This is a genomic window from Leekyejoonella antrihumi (genome assembly GCF_007845645.1).
Taxonomy (GTDB): Bacteria; Actinomycetota; Actinomycetes; order Actinomycetales; family Dermatophilaceae; genus Leekyejoonella; species Leekyejoonella antrihumi.
In genome coordinates this window covers 1-14,109 of record NZ_VCQV01000032.1, presented here as the reverse complement: position 1 = coordinate 14,109, position 14,109 = coordinate 1, and the positions used below count along the sequence as shown (strand labels likewise).

Here is a 14,109-nt window from a genome sequence, read left to right as displayed (position 1 = left end):
GAGCCACGCCGAGTCAGAATCCCAGCTTCGACAGCTGGTTCGGGTCGCGCTGCCAGTCCTTGGCGATCTTCACGTGCAGGTCAAGATAGATACGCTGGTGCAGATGCTCCTCGATCGCGATACGAGCACGCGTGCCGACGTCGCGAAGGCGAGAGCCACCGCGCCCGATGATGATCGCCTTCTGGCTGGGTCGCTCGACGAAGACGTTGACGCGCACGTCCAGCAGGGGCTTGTCCGCTGGCCGGCCTTCGCGCTGCGTGATCTCGTCCACCACGACGGCGAGGCTGTGCGGCAGCTCGTCGCGCACACCCTCCAGCGCCGCCTCACGGATCAGCTCGGCAATCATCATCTCGTCCGACTCGTCCGTGAGGATGTCGTCCGGGTAGAGTTTCGGCGACAGGGGCAGGTGGCCCATCAGCAGCCGCTGCACGATGTCAACCTGGTCACCGCGCGTCGCCGAGCACGGCACGATGTCGTCCCACTCTCCCAGCTGGTCGATGGCTATCAGCTGTTGTGCGAGACGGTCTCGGTCGATCGTGTCGATCTTGGTCGCGATCGCCACGATCGGTCGCCGCCGACCCCGCCTCAGCTCGGCGAGCTCGGCCGCGATGAACTGGTCGCCCGGGCCGATCCGCTGGTCGGCGGGCAGGCAGAACCCGATGACGTCCACATCCAGCAGCGTCTCGCGCACCACGTCGTTGAGCCGATGACCCAGGAGCGTCTTGGGCTTGTGCAGCCCGGGCGTGTCGACCAGGATCAACTGACCGTCCGGCGTCGTCGTGACCCCACGAATCGTGTGCCGAGTGGTCTGCGGCTTGCTCGAAGTGATCGCGACCTTCTGACCCACGAGCGCGTTGGTCAGCGTCGACTTGCCGGCGTTCGGTCGACCCACCAGGGCCGCGAAACCTGCACGGAACTCGCTCATGCTGACCTCCTCGTACCTCGGGTCTCGTCATTCGCCTGCGTCATTGGTCGCTCGCTGCGCTCGCTCATGACGTATTCTCCTTGCTCACCACGTGTGCACGCGCGGGATCGCCGCTCGCGGTCGTCGACTCGTCCGGCACCGGATCGTGCGGACCGAGCTTCTCAGAGTCTGCCGTATGCGCGGGCGCGTGCCGCTCCTGGTCCACCTGTTCGACGAGGAGGGTCGCGATCTGGTGACGCCGACCGGCCATCCGCTCGGCGGTCAGCCGTAGTCCGCCGATCTGCGCCGTGGCGCCCGGGATCGGCACGCGGCCCACGAGCTTGCTCAGCAGGCCTCCCACCGTGTCGACGTCGTCGTCGTCCAACGCGATGTCGAAGTGGTCGGCGAGGTCGTCCACCGACATGCGAGCGGGAACCCGCCACCTGCCGCCCGACAGCTCCTCCGGGCGAGGCGTCACCCGGTCATACTCGTCGTCGATCTCCCCGACGACTTCTTCGAGGATGTCCTCCAGTGTCACCAGGCCCGCGGTGCCGCCGTATTCGTCGATGATCACCGCGAAGTGCCTGCGCGCCTGCTGCATCTCCCGGAGCAGGTCGTCGGCGGGTTTGCTCTCCGGCACGAAGTCGACCTCCCGCATCACCTCGTGGACCGGGCGACCATCGGCGACGTCGGTCCCCAGGCCGCGCGCCACGACATCCTTCAGGTAGAGCAGCCCGACCACGTCGTCCGGCCCGTCGCCCACCACCGGCACCCGCGAGAAGCCCGAGCGGATGAACAGCTTGGTCGCCTGCCGCAGGGTCTTGTCCCGCTCCACGGTGATCATGTCGGTGCGCGGCACCATCACCTCTCGGGCGATCGTGTCGCCGAGCTCGAAGACCGAGTGGATCATCTTGCTTTCTTCGGCCTCGATCAGCTCGGAGTCCGTTGCCATGTCGACGTATTCACGCAGCTCGGCCTCGGAGTCGAACGGCCCCTCCTTGAAGCCCCCACCCGGGGTCACAGCGTTGCCCGTGGCCACCAGCGCCTGCGCGACGGGACCGAGAACCCGCCGCAGCCACAGCACGGTCGGTGCGGCCGCGAGCGCAAAGGTGACCGCGTGCTGACGACCCAGGGTGCGCGGGGAGACTCCGACCAGCACGAAGGAAACCACTGCCATCACGGCGATCGACAACAACATGACCCGCCACAGTCCGTCGATCAGGTCGTTGACGGCAAGCGTCACCAGCACGGCTGCCGTGGCCTCCGTGACGACTCGCATGAACGTCAGCACCATGGCGACAGCGCCGCTGTCCTCCACCAGGATCAGCAGCGCCGATGCACCGCGTCGATTGTCCTCAGCCAGCGACTCCGCCAGATGCCGGCCGATTCGACTTGTCGCCGACTCCGCTGCGGCAAAGAAGAACCCGAGCATGACCGCGCAGACAGCGGTCAGGAGTAACGGAACCATCCCTCTCACTCCCCCGTCGGTGGAGTGATGCGCACCTTTCTCGAGTGCCCATCGCTGCTCGCGAGGAAGGTCAGCAGCAGCCGACGCTGCAGCTCGAACATGGACCGTCGCTCCGCGGGCTCCGCGTGGTCGAACCCGAGCAGGTGGAGTATGCCGTGGACCGTCAGCAGCAGGAGTTCCTCCTCCGCGGTGTGGCCCGCCTCCGCCGCCTGCTTGGCGGCCACCGTCGGGCACAGCACGATATCCCCGAGCACACCCTCCTGCGGCTCCTCGTCATCCTTTCCCGGGCGCAGCTCGTCCATCGGAAAGCTCATGACATCAGTGGGGCCGGGCAGGTCCATCCACTGCACGTGCAAGGTCTCCATCGCCGCCTCGTCCACGATGCGCACGCACAGGTCCGCTTGTGGATGGACGTGCATCTGCCCCATCACGTAGCTGGCACAGCGGTGCAGCTCGTCGAGGTCGACATCGACCTCGGTCTCGTTGAGCAGATCGACGCTCATGCTGGGGTGCTCGCGAAGTATTGAGCGAGGGACGAGCGAAAACTTCGTGGGGTGCCCACTCCCGGGGTCCCCGCGAAGTATTGAGCGAGGGACGAGCGAAAACTTCGTGGGGTGCTCACGAGGGGCCCCGTTGCGCGGAGCGCCGGATCGGCCCGCGTTCCGTGCGAGCGTCATACTCGCCATAGGCCTCGACGATGGCGCTGACAAGTCGATGCCGGACGACGTCGGCTGAGTCGAGGTAGGCGAAAGACACGTCGTCGACGTTGCCGATGATGTCGTGCACGATCCGCAGCCCCGACTGGGTGCCGCCGGGCAGGTCCACCTGCGTCACGTCGCCGGTCACGACCATCTTCGAACCGAATCCGAGACGGGTGAGGAACATCTTCATCTGCTCGGCGGAGGTGTTCTGCGCCTCGTCGAGGATGATGAACGCATCGTTGAGGGTCCGACCCCGCATGTAGGCCAGTGGCGCCACCTCGATCGTGCCCGCGGCCATCAGCCGCGGGATCGAGTCGGGGTCGACCATGTCGTGCAGCGCGTCATAGAGCGGCCGCAGGTAGGGGTCGATCTTGTCGTTGAGGGTGCCGGGCAGGAACCCGAGCCGCTCACCGGCCTCCACGGCCGGGCGGGTCAGGATGATCCGGTGGACCTGCTTGGCCTGCAGCGCAGCGACGGCCTTGGCCACCGCCAGGTAGGTCTTACCGGTGCCTGCGGGACCGATGCCGAAGATGACCGTGTTCTTGTCGATGGCGTCGACGTAGCGCTTCTGGCCGAGCGTCTTGGGCCTGATCGTGCGCCCTCGGCTGCTGACGATGTTCATCGTCAGCACATCCGCCGGTCGCTCCCTGGTCTTGCCACGCAGCATGCCGATCGACCGCTCCACCGCATCGCGGTTCAAGGGCTGCCCGGCGTCGATGATCGTGATCAGCTCGTCCAGCAGGTCCTCCACGAGCGCCATGTCGGCGGGCTTGCCCTCAAGGTGGAACTCGTTCCCGCGCACATGGATGGTCAGACCGGGGAACGCACGCTCCATGGTCCGCAACAGCTCGTCGTGGGGGCCCAGCAGGGTCACCATCGAGATGTCCGGCGAGATCGTCACGGTGTGCGACGCCACGACCGGCCTCGACACGGCGGGCGGAATCACACCATCGGCCTTCGTTTCATCGTGGTCACTCATCGTGCTCCCAGTCTACGGGGCGGCGCCCACAGCGCCGAATGGAATGAGACAGCGCGATGTCGACCACCCGACTACCACCGGGTCCGGGACAGCAGCACGGCCAGCGCGGCAGGTCCCGCGTTGGAGGACCGCAGCACCGTGGAGCCCATCCGGACGGCGATCGCACCGGCGTCCTGGAGCGCGGTCAGCTCGGCCGGACCGATGCCACCCTCCGGGCCGACCACCAGCAGCACCTCCCCCTCCTCGGGCAGGGCCAGGTCGGCGAGGGACTGCTCGGCATCCTCGTGCAGCACCAGTGCAGTCGTGGCCCCCTCAACTCGCGCGACCAGGCCTCGCCTGTCGACCAGCTCCTCGACCGGCGGGACACGCGAACGCCGGCACTGCTTGGCGGCGGCTTGCACCGTCGTCTCCCACTTGCGGTGTGCCCGCGCGGCACGGTCGCCGCGCCACTGCACGATGCTGCGCTCGGCCTGCCAGGGCACGATCCGGTCGATGCCCAGCTCCGTCGCGGCCTCGACCGCCTGCAGATCCCGGTCGCCCTTGGCGAGCGCCTGCACCAGGGCGTAGGTCGGGCCGACGCTCTCGTCCTCGCGCACACTCTGGACCAGCACGTCCAAGACGTCCTTGCCCGCGCCGTGCACCACGCCGTCCGCGACCCGGCCGCTGCCGTCCGCCAGGCGGATCGGTGCGCCCACACGCATCCGGCGAACGGTCGCCGCGTGACGCCCCTCCGGCCCGTCGAGCACCACGACCTGGCCGGATTGGACGCCATCCAGCCCGCCGGGCGCCAGGTGGAAGAGCGGTGCGGTCACCGGCGGCTACTTCTGCTTGAACGCGTCACGCAGCTTGCCGAAGAGTCCCTGGTTCAGTGGCTGGAAGCGGGCCTCGGGGTGCTCCTCGCCGCGCTCTTTGGCCAGCTGGTGCAACAACTCTTCTTGCTGCGGGTCCAGGCGAGTGGGCGTGCGCACATTGGCATGCACCATCAGGTCGCCGCGCTGACCGGTGCGCAGGTGGGTCACGCCGAGGCCGCGCAAGGTGATGACGTCGCCCGGTTGGGTGCCGGCCTTGATGTCGACCTCGCGCTCACCGTCGAAGGTCTCCAACGGAAGGGAGGTGCCGAGCGCGGCCGCCGTCATCGGCAGCTCGACCGAGCAGTGCAGGTCATCGTGCTGACGCTGGAAGGTCGGGTGTTTGCGCACGTGCACCTCGACGTACAGGTCACCGGCGGGTCCGCCTCCTGGACCGACCTCGCCCTCTCCCGCGAGCTGGATGCGGGTGCCCGTGTCGACCCCGGCCGGCACCTTGATGGTGATGGATCGCCGGTCGCGCACGCGGCCCTCGCCCGAGCACTCGAAGCATGGGTCGGTGATGGTCTCACCAAAACCCCGACAGGCGGCGCACGGACGGGTCGTCATGACCTGGCCGAGGAAAGACCGCTGCACCTGCTGCACCTGGCCGGAGCCATGGCAGACGTCGCAGGTGCGCTTGCCGGTCCCCGGCCGCGCCCCGTCACCCTTACAGGTGTTGCAGAGCACGGCGGTGTCGTAGGTGAGGTCCTCGTTGTTGCCGAACACCGCGGTGCCCAGATCGATCTCCAGCGGCAGCAGGGCATCCTGGCCGCGCTGGACCCGGGACCGGCGGGGGTCGCCGCCACCTGCTCCGGCGCCGCCGAAGAACGCGTCCATGATGTCGCTGAAGGAGAAGCCTGCGCCGAACCCGGCCGAGCCGGCGGCGCCATACGGGTCGGAGCCCATGTCATAGGACTGGCGCTTCTGCGGGTCGGACAGGACGTCGTAGGCCTGCGAGACCCGTTTGAACTCGTCGGCGGCCTCGGCGTCGGGGTTGACGTCCGGATGCATCTTGCGCGCCATCTTGCGGTACGCGCGCTTGATCTCCTCAGCGCTCGCATCGCGCGAAACACCAAGATCGGCGTAGTAGTCGTTCACGAATTTCCTTGTCAGCAGACGGTTTCGAAACTATGTGTCATTGCTCGAGAATGTCGGAGACGTAGCGCGCCACGGCACGCACCGCCACCATCGTGGAGGGATAATCCATCCGGGTGGGGCCGAGCACCCCGAGGCCACCGATGAGCTCACCGCCGTAGGACGTGCTGACCACGGAAGTGCTCCGCAGGCCAGCAACGGTGTTCTCGGCTCCAATACGCACGGAAATGCTGTCGCGAGACTCCGCGCTCATCTGGCCCATCAGCCGCAGCAGCACGACGTGCTCCTCGAGCGCCTCGAGCACGGGGCCGAGGGACAGGTGGAAGTCTCGCATCGAGCGGGCCAGGTGACCCGTGCCGGCCAGCGCGACACGCTCCTCGCGCTCGACGCCGAGCAGGTCGGCGACCGATCCGAGCACGTCGGTGGCGACCTCGTTGTCGGCCGGCGCGAAGGCGTCCCGGCACTCACGCAGCCGGATCGCGGCCTCGCGGCGGGTCAGGCCGTCGCTGATCTCGTTGACCTTGCTGCGCAGCGTGCGAAGAAGCTCATCCTCGGTGAGATCGCGCATCACCTCGATCAGGCGCTGCTCGACCCTGCCGGTCGACAGGATCAGCACCACCATCATCCGTTCCGGGCTCATCGGCACCAGCTCGATGTGCCGCACCCGGGCGACGTTGAGCGACGGGTACTGCATCACCGCCGCCTGCTGGGTCAGCGACGACAGCAGGCGGACCGTGCGATCCACGACGTCATCCGGGTCGACGGCCTGGGACAGGAACGTCTCGATGGCCGACCGTTCGGCGCGCGACATCGGCTTGAGCTGGCTGAGGTGGTCCACAAACATCCGGTACCCGGCGTCGGTCGGGATGCGTCCGGCCGAGGTGTGCGGGGCGGAGATCAGACCTTCTTCCTCCAGCGCCGCCATGTCGTTGCGGACCGTGGCCGCGCTGACCCCGAGCTCATGCCGCTCGAGCAGCGCCTTGGAGCCCACGGGCTCAGACGTCGAGACATAGTCCTGCACGATCGCACGCAGGACCTCCAGTCGCCGGTCTTCGCTCATAGTCACCTCCTCCAAGCCAACACCCACTGGCACTCGTCTATGCCGAGTGCCAGTCTAGGTTCTCATGCCGAGTGGGGGCGTGTCGCCACAGCGGCCGGGTCGTGGCCCATCTAACGTTGCGGCGTGACAACCGACCGTTATGGCTCCGATGTACTCGCCGGCGACTGGAAGGCGCCGCCTCGGGGGCGCTCGCGCGAGGTCCCGGCCGAGCGCGACCTGGTCGTCGAGGACGTCGAGACCGGCTGGTGCGGCGCCGTGGTGCGGGTCGAGAAGGCCGGCGGCATGCACGTCGTCCACCTCGAGGATCGTCGCGGCAGGCTCAAGGCCTTCCCGCTCGGCCCGGGCTTCCTGCTCGACGGAGCCCCGGTGATCCTCACCCCGCCTACGCCCGGCAACGCCGACCGGCTCAAGGCGGCACGGCAGGCGGCGACCCGGACCGCCAGTGGCTCGGTCGCCGTCTCCGACAGCCGGGCGCGCGTGGCCCGCGGCTCCCGGATCTTCGTCGAGGGCCGCCATGACGCCGAGCTGGTGGAGAAGGTATGGGGCGCCGACCTGCGCATCGAGGGCGTCGTGGTCGAGCTGCTGGAGGGCGTCGACGACCTGCGCTCGGTGATCCGCGACTTCAAGCCGACCAAGGACCGCCGCATGGGCGTCCTCGTAGACCACCTGGTGCGCGGCACCAAGGAGCAGCGCATCGTCGACGAGGCTCGGGCGATCCCCGAGGCGCGTGCACACGTCCTCGTCGTCGGGCACCCCTACATCGACGTGTGGGAGTCGGTGCGCCCGGAGAGACTCGGCTGGACCACCTGGCCGACGATCCCGCGCGGCACCTCCTGGAAGCACGGCATACTCGCCGAGCTCGGCTGGCCGCACCGGTCGCAGACCGACGTGGCGCACGGCTGGAAGCGGATACTGGGCACCGTGAGGACGTATGCCGATCTGCAGCCCGAGCTGCTCGGTCGCGTCGAGGAGCTGATCGACTTCGTGACGGCGCCATGAGAGCAACCCCACAAAGTTCTCCGGTCGCAAGCTCCCTTCGATACTTCGTGGGGACCCCGACATGAGCGCAACCCCACAAAGTTCTCCGGTCGCAAGCTCCCTTCGATACTTCGTGGGGACCCCGACATGAGCGCCACCCCGCCGCCTGCGATCGGCTCGCAGGGCGCGGTCGGCCTGCGAGCCGAACTGGTTGCCGTCGTGATCACCGTCGACGAGGGGCATCCGCGAGTGCTCGCGTCCGGCCGGCCGCCCCAGCTGCCCGCTGGCCCGTTGCGCCAGGACCACCAGTCGCTGCAGGACGGCGTGCGCGCCTTCGCCGCACGGCAGACCGGCCACACCCTCGGCTATGTCGAGCAGCTCTACACCTTCGCCGACCTCGGCCGCGGCCCGGGAGCCGACCGTGTCGTGTCCATCTCCTACCTCGGGCTGACCCGCGCCCGAGACGACGTGTCGGCCTGGATGCCCATCTATGACCTGTTGCCGTGGGAGGACCACCGCCACATCTGCGCGGACGCCGAGCCGGACCGACTGCTGCAGGAGATCGAGACCGCGCTCGGTCGGTGGACCCGGTCCGACGCCGCGCTCGAAGAGGAGCGCCGCGACCGGTGCGCCCACGTCTTCGGCCACGGTGACCATCCCTGGCGCCCCGAGCTCGCCCTGCACCGCTACGAGCTGCTGTGGGAGGCCGGGCTGGTCGGCGAGTCTCCGACGGGCGGGCACCCGTCCGGCCTGACCGGACCGTCGATGCTGCACGATCATCGGCGCATCCTGGCCACGGGACTGTCCCGACTGCGATCCGCGCTGCAGTACCGGCCGGTCGTCTTCGAGCTGATGCCGCAGACCTTCACGCTCGGTCAGCTGCAAGAGGCCGTGGAGGCCCTGGCCGGCCAGATCCTGCACAAGCAGAACTTCCGCCGCCTGGTCGAGCAGCAGCACGAGCTGGTCGAACCCACCGGTGGCACCTCGCGAGCCACCGGTGGCCGGCCGGCGAAGCTCTACCGCTTCCGGCGAGAGGTCTTCACCGAGCGTCAGCAGGTCGGCACCAAGCTGCCGCTCCCCCGCGCCCGCTGACGCCACCCCCTTACGCGCTCTTCAGCGGATCCGCGCGCTGTAGCTTCCGTTTTCACTGCATCCCGCTGCGCCGCGCGCCCGCGTCTCAGTATTCGCCCCCTTCAGCCGTCTCGGAAATGCAGTGTTATGCTCACTCCTAGCATTTGCTCAGTTAGAGAATAAGCAATCCCGGAGGCCGGATCATGAGCACCGCAACGTATGACAAGGTCAAGGACTTCGTGCCCGAGGTCGAGTGGCCATTGATCGCCGGAGACATCGAGGCAATCGAGGCGCTGAAGATCGAGCACGATGCGGTGATCCTCGCCCACAACTACATGACACCGGAGGTCTTCCACGGCGTGGCCGACATCGTCGGCGACTCGCTTGCGCTGGCTCGCGAGGCGCAGCACGTGCAAGCGGGCACGATCGTGCTGGCCGGGGTCCACTTCATGGCCGAGACCGCCAAGCTGCTGAACCCGGCCAAGCGCGTGCTGCTGCCCGATCTGCGGTCCGGCTGCTCCTTGGCCGAGAGCATCACGCCGCAGGACGTGCGTGACCTGCGCCGGGCTCATCCCGGTGTGCCGGTCGTCACCTACGTCAACACCTCCGCGGCGGTGAAGGCCGAGAGTGATATCACCTGCACCTCCGGAAACGCCGTCAAGATCATCGAGTCGCTCGGCACCGACAAGGTCATCATGATTCCCGACCAGTACCTCGCGCGGAACATCGCCGCGCAGACCGGCGTCGAGGTGATCACCCATCCCGGGTCCTGCGAGGTCCACGAGCGGTTCACTCCCAAGGACATAGAGGACATCCGCTCCGGGCACCCTGGCGTGGTCGTCCTGGCCCATCCGGAGTGCCCACCGGAGGTCGTCAAGGTCGCCGACTACGCGGGGTCGACCGCCGACATGCAGCGGTTCGTGACTGAGCGCAGGCCCGCCAAGGTCGCTCTCATCACTGAGTGCTCGATGAGCGACAACGTGTCGGCCGACCACCCGGACATCGAGTTCGTCCGCCCGTGCAACCTGTGCCCGCACATGAAGCGCAACACCCTGAGCGCCATCCGGGCGGCACTCGAACACGGTCAGCACGAGATCACCGTCGTGCCCGAGCTGGCGGCACCCGCACGCCGCGCGATCGAACGCATGCTGGAGGTGCGATGAACCCTCACGAAGTTCTCCGGTCGCAAGCTCCCTCCGATACTTCGCGGGAGCGTCGAAGCCTGAGCGCCGCGACACGTGTCGCACACCCGAGGCCGGTCATCGTCGGCTCCGGCTTGGCCGGCCTGACCGCCGCATGGTCGCTCGACCCGCGAAACTGCATACTCGTCACACCGGACCGGCTCACCGTCGGCGCCGCGAGCCTGTGGGCACAGGGCGGAATCGCCGCGGCTCTCGCCGACGACGACAGCCCGACACTGCACGCGCAGGACACGTTGCGCGCCGGCGCGTTCGCCGGGGACCGAGACACCGTCGACCGGATCACAGCCGCCGCACCCGATGTGGTGCAGTTGCTCGACCAGTTGGGGGTCCCGTTCGACCGCACGGCCGATGGTCACCTCGACCTCGCCCTCGAGGGCGGCCACTCTCGCCGCCGCGTGGCGCACGCCGGTGACCACAGTGGCGCGACCATCACCACCGCGCTCGCTCACGTCGTGTCCCACGCACCGCACATCGAGCTGCTCGAGGGACATACCGCCACCCGCCTGGTCACGGACCAGTCCGGCGCAGTACGCGGCATCATTGTCCAGGATGCCTCCGGCACCCGACGTGAGATCGACACGGACGCAGTGATTCTCGCGACAGGCGGCATGGGCGGGCTCTTCGCACACACCACCAACCCGACCACCGCGCTGGGCCAGGGCGTGGCACTGGCGGCTCGCGCCGGAGCCCGCACGGACGACCTGCACCTGGTGCAGTTCCATCCCACGGCCCTCGATGTCGGGCGCGACCCGATGCCTCTGCTGACCGAGGCGCTCCGCGGCGCCGGCGCAGTCCTGCTGGCCGATGATGCCCGGTTCGTCGACGAGCTGCAGCCGCGTGACGTCGTGGCAGCCGCCGTATGGGAGCAGCTCACGGACGGACGGAGGGTGCGGCTCGACGCGCGTGCGGTCCTGGACGTGCGCACTCGCTTCCCCTCGGTCTCGGCGCTTGCCGAGGAGTCCGGGCTTGACATCGCACACGATCTGCTGCCGGTGCGGCCCGCTGTGCACTACTCGATGGGTGGTGTGACGACCGACGCTCGTGGCCGCACCAGCGTGCCGGGTCTGTGGGCGATCGGCGAGGTGTCACGCACGGGCCTGCACGGTGCCAACAGGTTGGCCTCCAACTCACTGCTCGAAGCGGTCGTGACCGGACAGGCTGCGGCACAAGATATCTCTACTCGTGCGACGGGGCGATGGGACACCTCAGTCCCATCCGCCGACCCAGAGACCGTCGCACCCGCGACGACCGGGGCGTCGCTGCCCCTGGAGCGCGCGCGGGAGCTCCTCGATACCGCGTGCGGGGTGCTGCGCGACGGTCCGACGTTACAGTCGGCCGTCGACCAGCTGAGTGCGCACACCGCCGGCGACGGCGCCTACGTCGCGTGGCTGATCGCGCGGTCCGCTCTCGCCCACCCGCATAGCATCGGCGGGCACCGCCGCACGGACGACCCCGGTGCTCTTGCTCTCCACGGAGTGTCGGCATGACGGCATCCCACGAAGTCGATGAGCACACAAGGAGATTCACCGCATGATCGATCGCGACCTCTCTCGTGTCGTCGAGCACGCCCTGGCCGAGGATCTCGGCCTGGTCGGTGACCTGACGACCCAGGTGACCGTCTCTGCCGAGGTCACCGGCACCGCCTACCTCACGGCGCGCGTGCCAGGCGTGCTCTCTGGCGCGCGCGCCGTCGACGCGACCTTCGCCGCCGTCGACCCACACGTCCAGGTTGACTGGCAACGTCATGACGGCGACACCCTCGGCGCAGGCGACACGATCGCCATTTTCAGCGGCCGGGCGGCCTCGATTCTGACCGGCGAGCGAGTGGCACTGAACCTGATCGGCCACCTCTCGGGCATCGCGACGCGCACGCGCGGGTTCGTCGACCTGGTAGCGGGCACGGACACCCGGATCGTCGACACCCGCAAGACGACACCCGGTCTGCGCTCACTGGAGAAACGTGCCGTCGTCGACGGCGGCGGCGTCAACCACCGGTTTGGCCTGCATGACGCAATCTTGGTGAAGGACAACCACATCGGACTCGGCGGCGGACTGGAAGCCGTCCTCGCGCGACTGGCAACCCACACGGGTCACCTGGTGCGTGTCGAGGTCGAGGTCGACACGCTCGACCAGCTCGCAGTGGTGCTCAAGCACGATGCCGTGCGGCTGGAGGAGCACAGCGCTCCGGTCGTCCATGCCGTGCTGCTCGACAACATGACGCCAGCGCAGGTGGCCGAAGGAGTCGCCCTCGTGCGCGCTCATCCCGCCGCGGTGGTCGTGGAGGTCTCCGGTGGTGTCGACGAGACCACCGTGCGTGACCTGGCACTGGCCGGCGCGGACGTCATCTCGATCGGCGCACTCACCCACAGCGTCACCTGCCTCGACCTCGGCCTCGACCTCCATCCCGCGAAACGCGAGTTGTAAACCCTCGAGGCGCGACTTGCAACCCTCCGAGAGGCGAGTTGTCGACTCTCGAGACGCGACGTGCGACCCCTCGAGATGGTTGACTGGACGGATGGAGCGCTACCCGATCACGCCACAGACGACGGCACCGGTCACCGGCACCGACCGCACCTGGAGCGCCGTCGCGCACCTGTCCGCCATCATTGCCGCCGTCGTCTCGGCGGGCTGGCTCAGCATGCTCGGTCCCCTGATCGTCTGGGCGGTCAAGCGTGGCAATCCGGCCGTGCGTGCCTCGGCGGCGGGCGCATTCAATTTCAACCTCGCGTTCTGGGTGCTGTATGTCGTGTCGTGGGTCCTGATCTTCTCGGTGCTCGCGCTGCCGGTTGGCGTGGTGCTCCTGGCGGTGATCTTCCTTGTCAGCCTCTGGTGCCACCTCAAGGCGGCACTCCGGTCGCTGGGTGGGAAGCCCTACGAATACCCGTGGCAGATCCGCATACTGCACTGACTTGGGTCGGCAGGGCCAAGAGTGCTCGCCGGGTGGCTACAGCGGCCAGGTGTACCCGAGGGAGAAGTTCACCGCAGTGGCGAACGCACAGTAGAGCAGCCACAACCCGGTGGCGAGGTGGAACAGGCCGAGTCCACGTTCACCGAGCTTGATCCCCAAGGATGCGAAGAAGTCGCAGATATAGATGGCGAGCAGGCCGACGAAGACCAGGCCGACAGGCCAGTCGCCCACTGCGAAGAAGACCACGATGCCCATCGCGGAGATCGTCGCGTAGCCCACGCACATACCCGCGTTCGGACGCGCATCGTTGCCCTGGTATCGGTTGTAGCCGATGGCGAACCAGTGAATCCCGTACGCGGCAAACGCGAAGGCCGCCATATACAGGGCCGGAGACTTCGAAAACACCTGGAACCAGGCCAGCCCCACAAACAAGATGGTGCCGGCGACGAACTGGCAGAACCCCGGCAGCCAGATGCCCCAGACCCCAGTCGACCGGTCGACGCTGGCGTCCCTTTTCGGCCATCCCAGAAGCTCCTGCGGGCCGTAGATCAAGTAGCCGGTACCGAGGCCGAAGAAGCCGAGGGCAAGGGGTGGAAAGGCAGATTGGGCGAAGGTTACGTCCATCAGAACCTCCTACGTTCCGTGGCGACACTTCCAATCTAGTTGATCTGTCAATAGCTGGAGGCGGCCTCCAGACGCACGACGATCGACTTGGAGACCGGGGTGTTGCTGCCCTCCGCGACGTGGTCCAGCGGGACGAGAGCGTTCGCCTCGGGGAAGTAGGCTGCGGCGCAGCCGCGGGCGCTCGGGTAACCGACCACCCGGAACTTCGGCGCGACCCGGTCGACGCCATCGGTCCACTCGCTATGGATGTCGACGATCGCACCATCGGCGA

Annotated in this window: 15 protein-coding genes; 6 read left to right on the top strand and 9 right to left on the bottom strand. The window is 68.0% G+C overall.

Features of this window, described 5'->3' with window-relative positions; genetic code table 11:
* Nucleotides 1-13: 13 nt before the first annotated feature.
* The 7 genes from era to hrcA form a co-directional block, all read right to left on the bottom strand.
* The gene (gene era, locus FGL98_RS18820; RefSeq protein ID WP_146319350.1) at nt 14-925 is read right to left on the bottom strand and encodes a GTPase Era; all 912 of its coding nucleotides are present in this window, start codon (nt 923-925) and stop codon (nt 14-16) included.
* Between the two features lie 64 nt (nt 926-989).
* The gene (locus tag FGL98_RS18815; RefSeq protein WP_146319348.1) at nt 990-2,372 is read right to left on the bottom strand and encodes a hemolysin family protein; all 1,383 of its coding nucleotides are present in this window, start codon (nt 2,370-2,372) and stop codon (nt 990-992) included.
* A gap of 5 nt (nt 2,373-2,377) precedes the next feature.
* Nucleotides 2,378-2,875: an rRNA maturation RNase YbeY gene (ybeY, locus tag FGL98_RS18810; protein ID WP_146319346.1), complete on the bottom strand. Its 498-nt coding sequence runs from the start codon at nt 2,873-2,875 to the stop codon at nt 2,378-2,380.
* Nucleotides 2,876-2,990: 115 nt separating this feature from the next.
* On the bottom strand, nt 2,991-4,052 hold the full coding sequence (locus FGL98_RS18805) for a PhoH family protein (RefSeq protein WP_146319344.1): 1,062 nt from the start codon (nt 4,050-4,052) through the stop codon (nt 2,991-2,993).
* Between the two features lie 71 nt (nt 4,053-4,123).
* A complete protein-coding gene (locus tag FGL98_RS18800; protein WP_146319342.1) occupies nt 4,124-4,864 on the bottom strand; it encodes a 16S rRNA (uracil(1498)-N(3))-methyltransferase in 741 nt (246 codons plus the stop codon).
* A 6-nt stretch (nt 4,865-4,870) separates the two neighbouring features.
* Entirely contained in the window at nt 4,871-5,998 is a 1,128-nt protein-coding gene (gene dnaJ / locus FGL98_RS18795; protein ID WP_146319340.1) for a molecular chaperone DnaJ, read from the bottom strand.
* Nucleotides 5,999-6,035: 37 nt separating this feature from the next.
* Entirely contained in the window at nt 6,036-7,055 is a 1,020-nt protein-coding gene (gene hrcA, locus FGL98_RS18790) for a heat-inducible transcriptional repressor HrcA (RefSeq protein ID WP_146319338.1), read from the bottom strand.
* Between the two features lie 123 nt (nt 7,056-7,178).
* Between hrcA and FGL98_RS18785 the strand changes: the two genes are divergently transcribed.
* The 6 genes from FGL98_RS18785 to FGL98_RS18760 all read left to right on the top strand — a co-directional run bounded on the left by FGL98_RS18785 (nt 7,179) and on the right by FGL98_RS18760 (nt 13,214).
* Nucleotides 7,179-8,054 (top strand): DUF3097 domain-containing protein, encoded by an 876-nt coding sequence (locus FGL98_RS18785; RefSeq protein ID WP_146319336.1) that lies wholly within the window; start codon nt 7,179-7,181, stop codon nt 8,052-8,054.
* 126 nt (nt 8,055-8,180) lie between these two features.
* The gene (locus tag FGL98_RS18780; protein WP_146319334.1) at nt 8,181-9,125 is read left to right on the top strand and encodes an NUDIX hydrolase; all 945 of its coding nucleotides are present in this window, start codon (nt 8,181-8,183) and stop codon (nt 9,123-9,125) included.
* Between the two features lie 182 nt (nt 9,126-9,307).
* The gene (nadA, locus tag FGL98_RS18775; RefSeq protein WP_146319333.1) at nt 9,308-10,267 is read left to right on the top strand and encodes a quinolinate synthase NadA; all 960 of its coding nucleotides are present in this window, start codon (nt 9,308-9,310) and stop codon (nt 10,265-10,267) included.
* The gene (locus tag FGL98_RS18770; protein WP_146319331.1) at nt 10,264-11,793 is read left to right on the top strand and encodes an L-aspartate oxidase; all 1,530 of its coding nucleotides are present in this window, start codon (nt 10,264-10,266) and stop codon (nt 11,791-11,793) included. The genes nadA and FGL98_RS18770 overlap by 4 nt, the downstream gene beginning before the upstream one ends.
* Nucleotides 11,794-11,836: 43 nt before the next feature.
* Complete coding sequence (gene nadC, locus FGL98_RS18765) at nt 11,837-12,730, top strand: carboxylating nicotinate-nucleotide diphosphorylase (RefSeq protein WP_146319329.1); 894 nt, start codon at nt 11,837-11,839, stop codon at nt 12,728-12,730.
* Nucleotides 12,731-12,821: 91 nt separating this feature from the next.
* Nucleotides 12,822-13,214 carry a DUF4870 domain-containing protein gene (locus FGL98_RS18760; protein ID WP_146319327.1) on the top strand — a complete coding sequence of 131 codons (393 nt, stop codon included), beginning with the start codon at nt 12,822-12,824 and terminating at the stop codon, nt 13,212-13,214.
* A gap of 36 nt (nt 13,215-13,250) precedes the next feature.
* On the opposite strand, the gene FGL98_RS18755 is transcribed toward FGL98_RS18760, so the two are convergent.
* Nucleotides 13,251-13,838, bottom strand: a complete 588-nt coding sequence (locus tag FGL98_RS18755) for a hypothetical protein (RefSeq protein WP_146319325.1) — start codon at nt 13,836-13,838, stop codon at nt 13,251-13,253.
* A gap of 47 nt (nt 13,839-13,885) precedes the next feature.
* Nucleotides 13,886-14,109: hypothetical protein (locus FGL98_RS18750; protein ID WP_146319323.1), on the bottom strand; the 224-nt coding region annotated here is incomplete at its 5' end.

What these genes read in the sequence shown, in the direction of transcription:
- era (WP_146319350.1), bottom strand. Translation starts at nt 925, where the DNA reads ATGAGCGAGTTCCGTGCAGGTTTCGCGGCCCTGGTGGGTCGACCGAAC.
- ybeY (WP_146319346.1), bottom strand. Translation starts at nt 2,875, where the DNA reads ATGAGCGTCGATCTGCTCAACGAGACCGAGGTCGATGTCGACCTCGAC.
- FGL98_RS18815 (WP_146319348.1), bottom strand. Translation starts at nt 2,372, where the DNA reads ATGGTTCCGTTACTCCTGACCGCTGTCTGCGCGGTCATGCTCGGGTTC.
- nadA (WP_146319333.1), top strand. Translation starts at nt 9,308, where the DNA reads ATGAGCACCGCAACGTATGACAAGGTCAAGGACTTCGTGCCCGAGGTC.
- FGL98_RS18770 (WP_146319331.1), top strand. Translation starts at nt 10,264, where the DNA reads ATGAACCCTCACGAAGTTCTCCGGTCGCAAGCTCCCTCCGATACTTCG.
- nadC (WP_146319329.1), top strand. Translation starts at nt 11,837, where the DNA reads ATGATCGATCGCGACCTCTCTCGTGTCGTCGAGCACGCCCTGGCCGAG.
- FGL98_RS18755 (WP_146319325.1), bottom strand. Translation starts at nt 13,838, where the DNA reads ATGGACGTAACCTTCGCCCAATCTGCCTTTCCACCCCTTGCCCTCGGC.
- FGL98_RS18760 (WP_146319327.1), top strand. Translation starts at nt 12,822, where the DNA reads ATGGAGCGCTACCCGATCACGCCACAGACGACGGCACCGGTCACCGGC.
- FGL98_RS18805 (WP_146319344.1), bottom strand. Translation starts at nt 4,052, where the DNA reads ATGAGTGACCACGATGAAACGAAGGCCGATGGTGTGATTCCGCCCGCC.
- hrcA (WP_146319338.1), bottom strand. Translation starts at nt 7,055, where the DNA reads ATGAGCGAAGACCGGCGACTGGAGGTCCTGCGTGCGATCGTGCAGGAC.
- FGL98_RS18780 (WP_146319334.1), top strand. Translation starts at nt 8,181, where the DNA reads ATGAGCGCCACCCCGCCGCCTGCGATCGGCTCGCAGGGCGCGGTCGGC.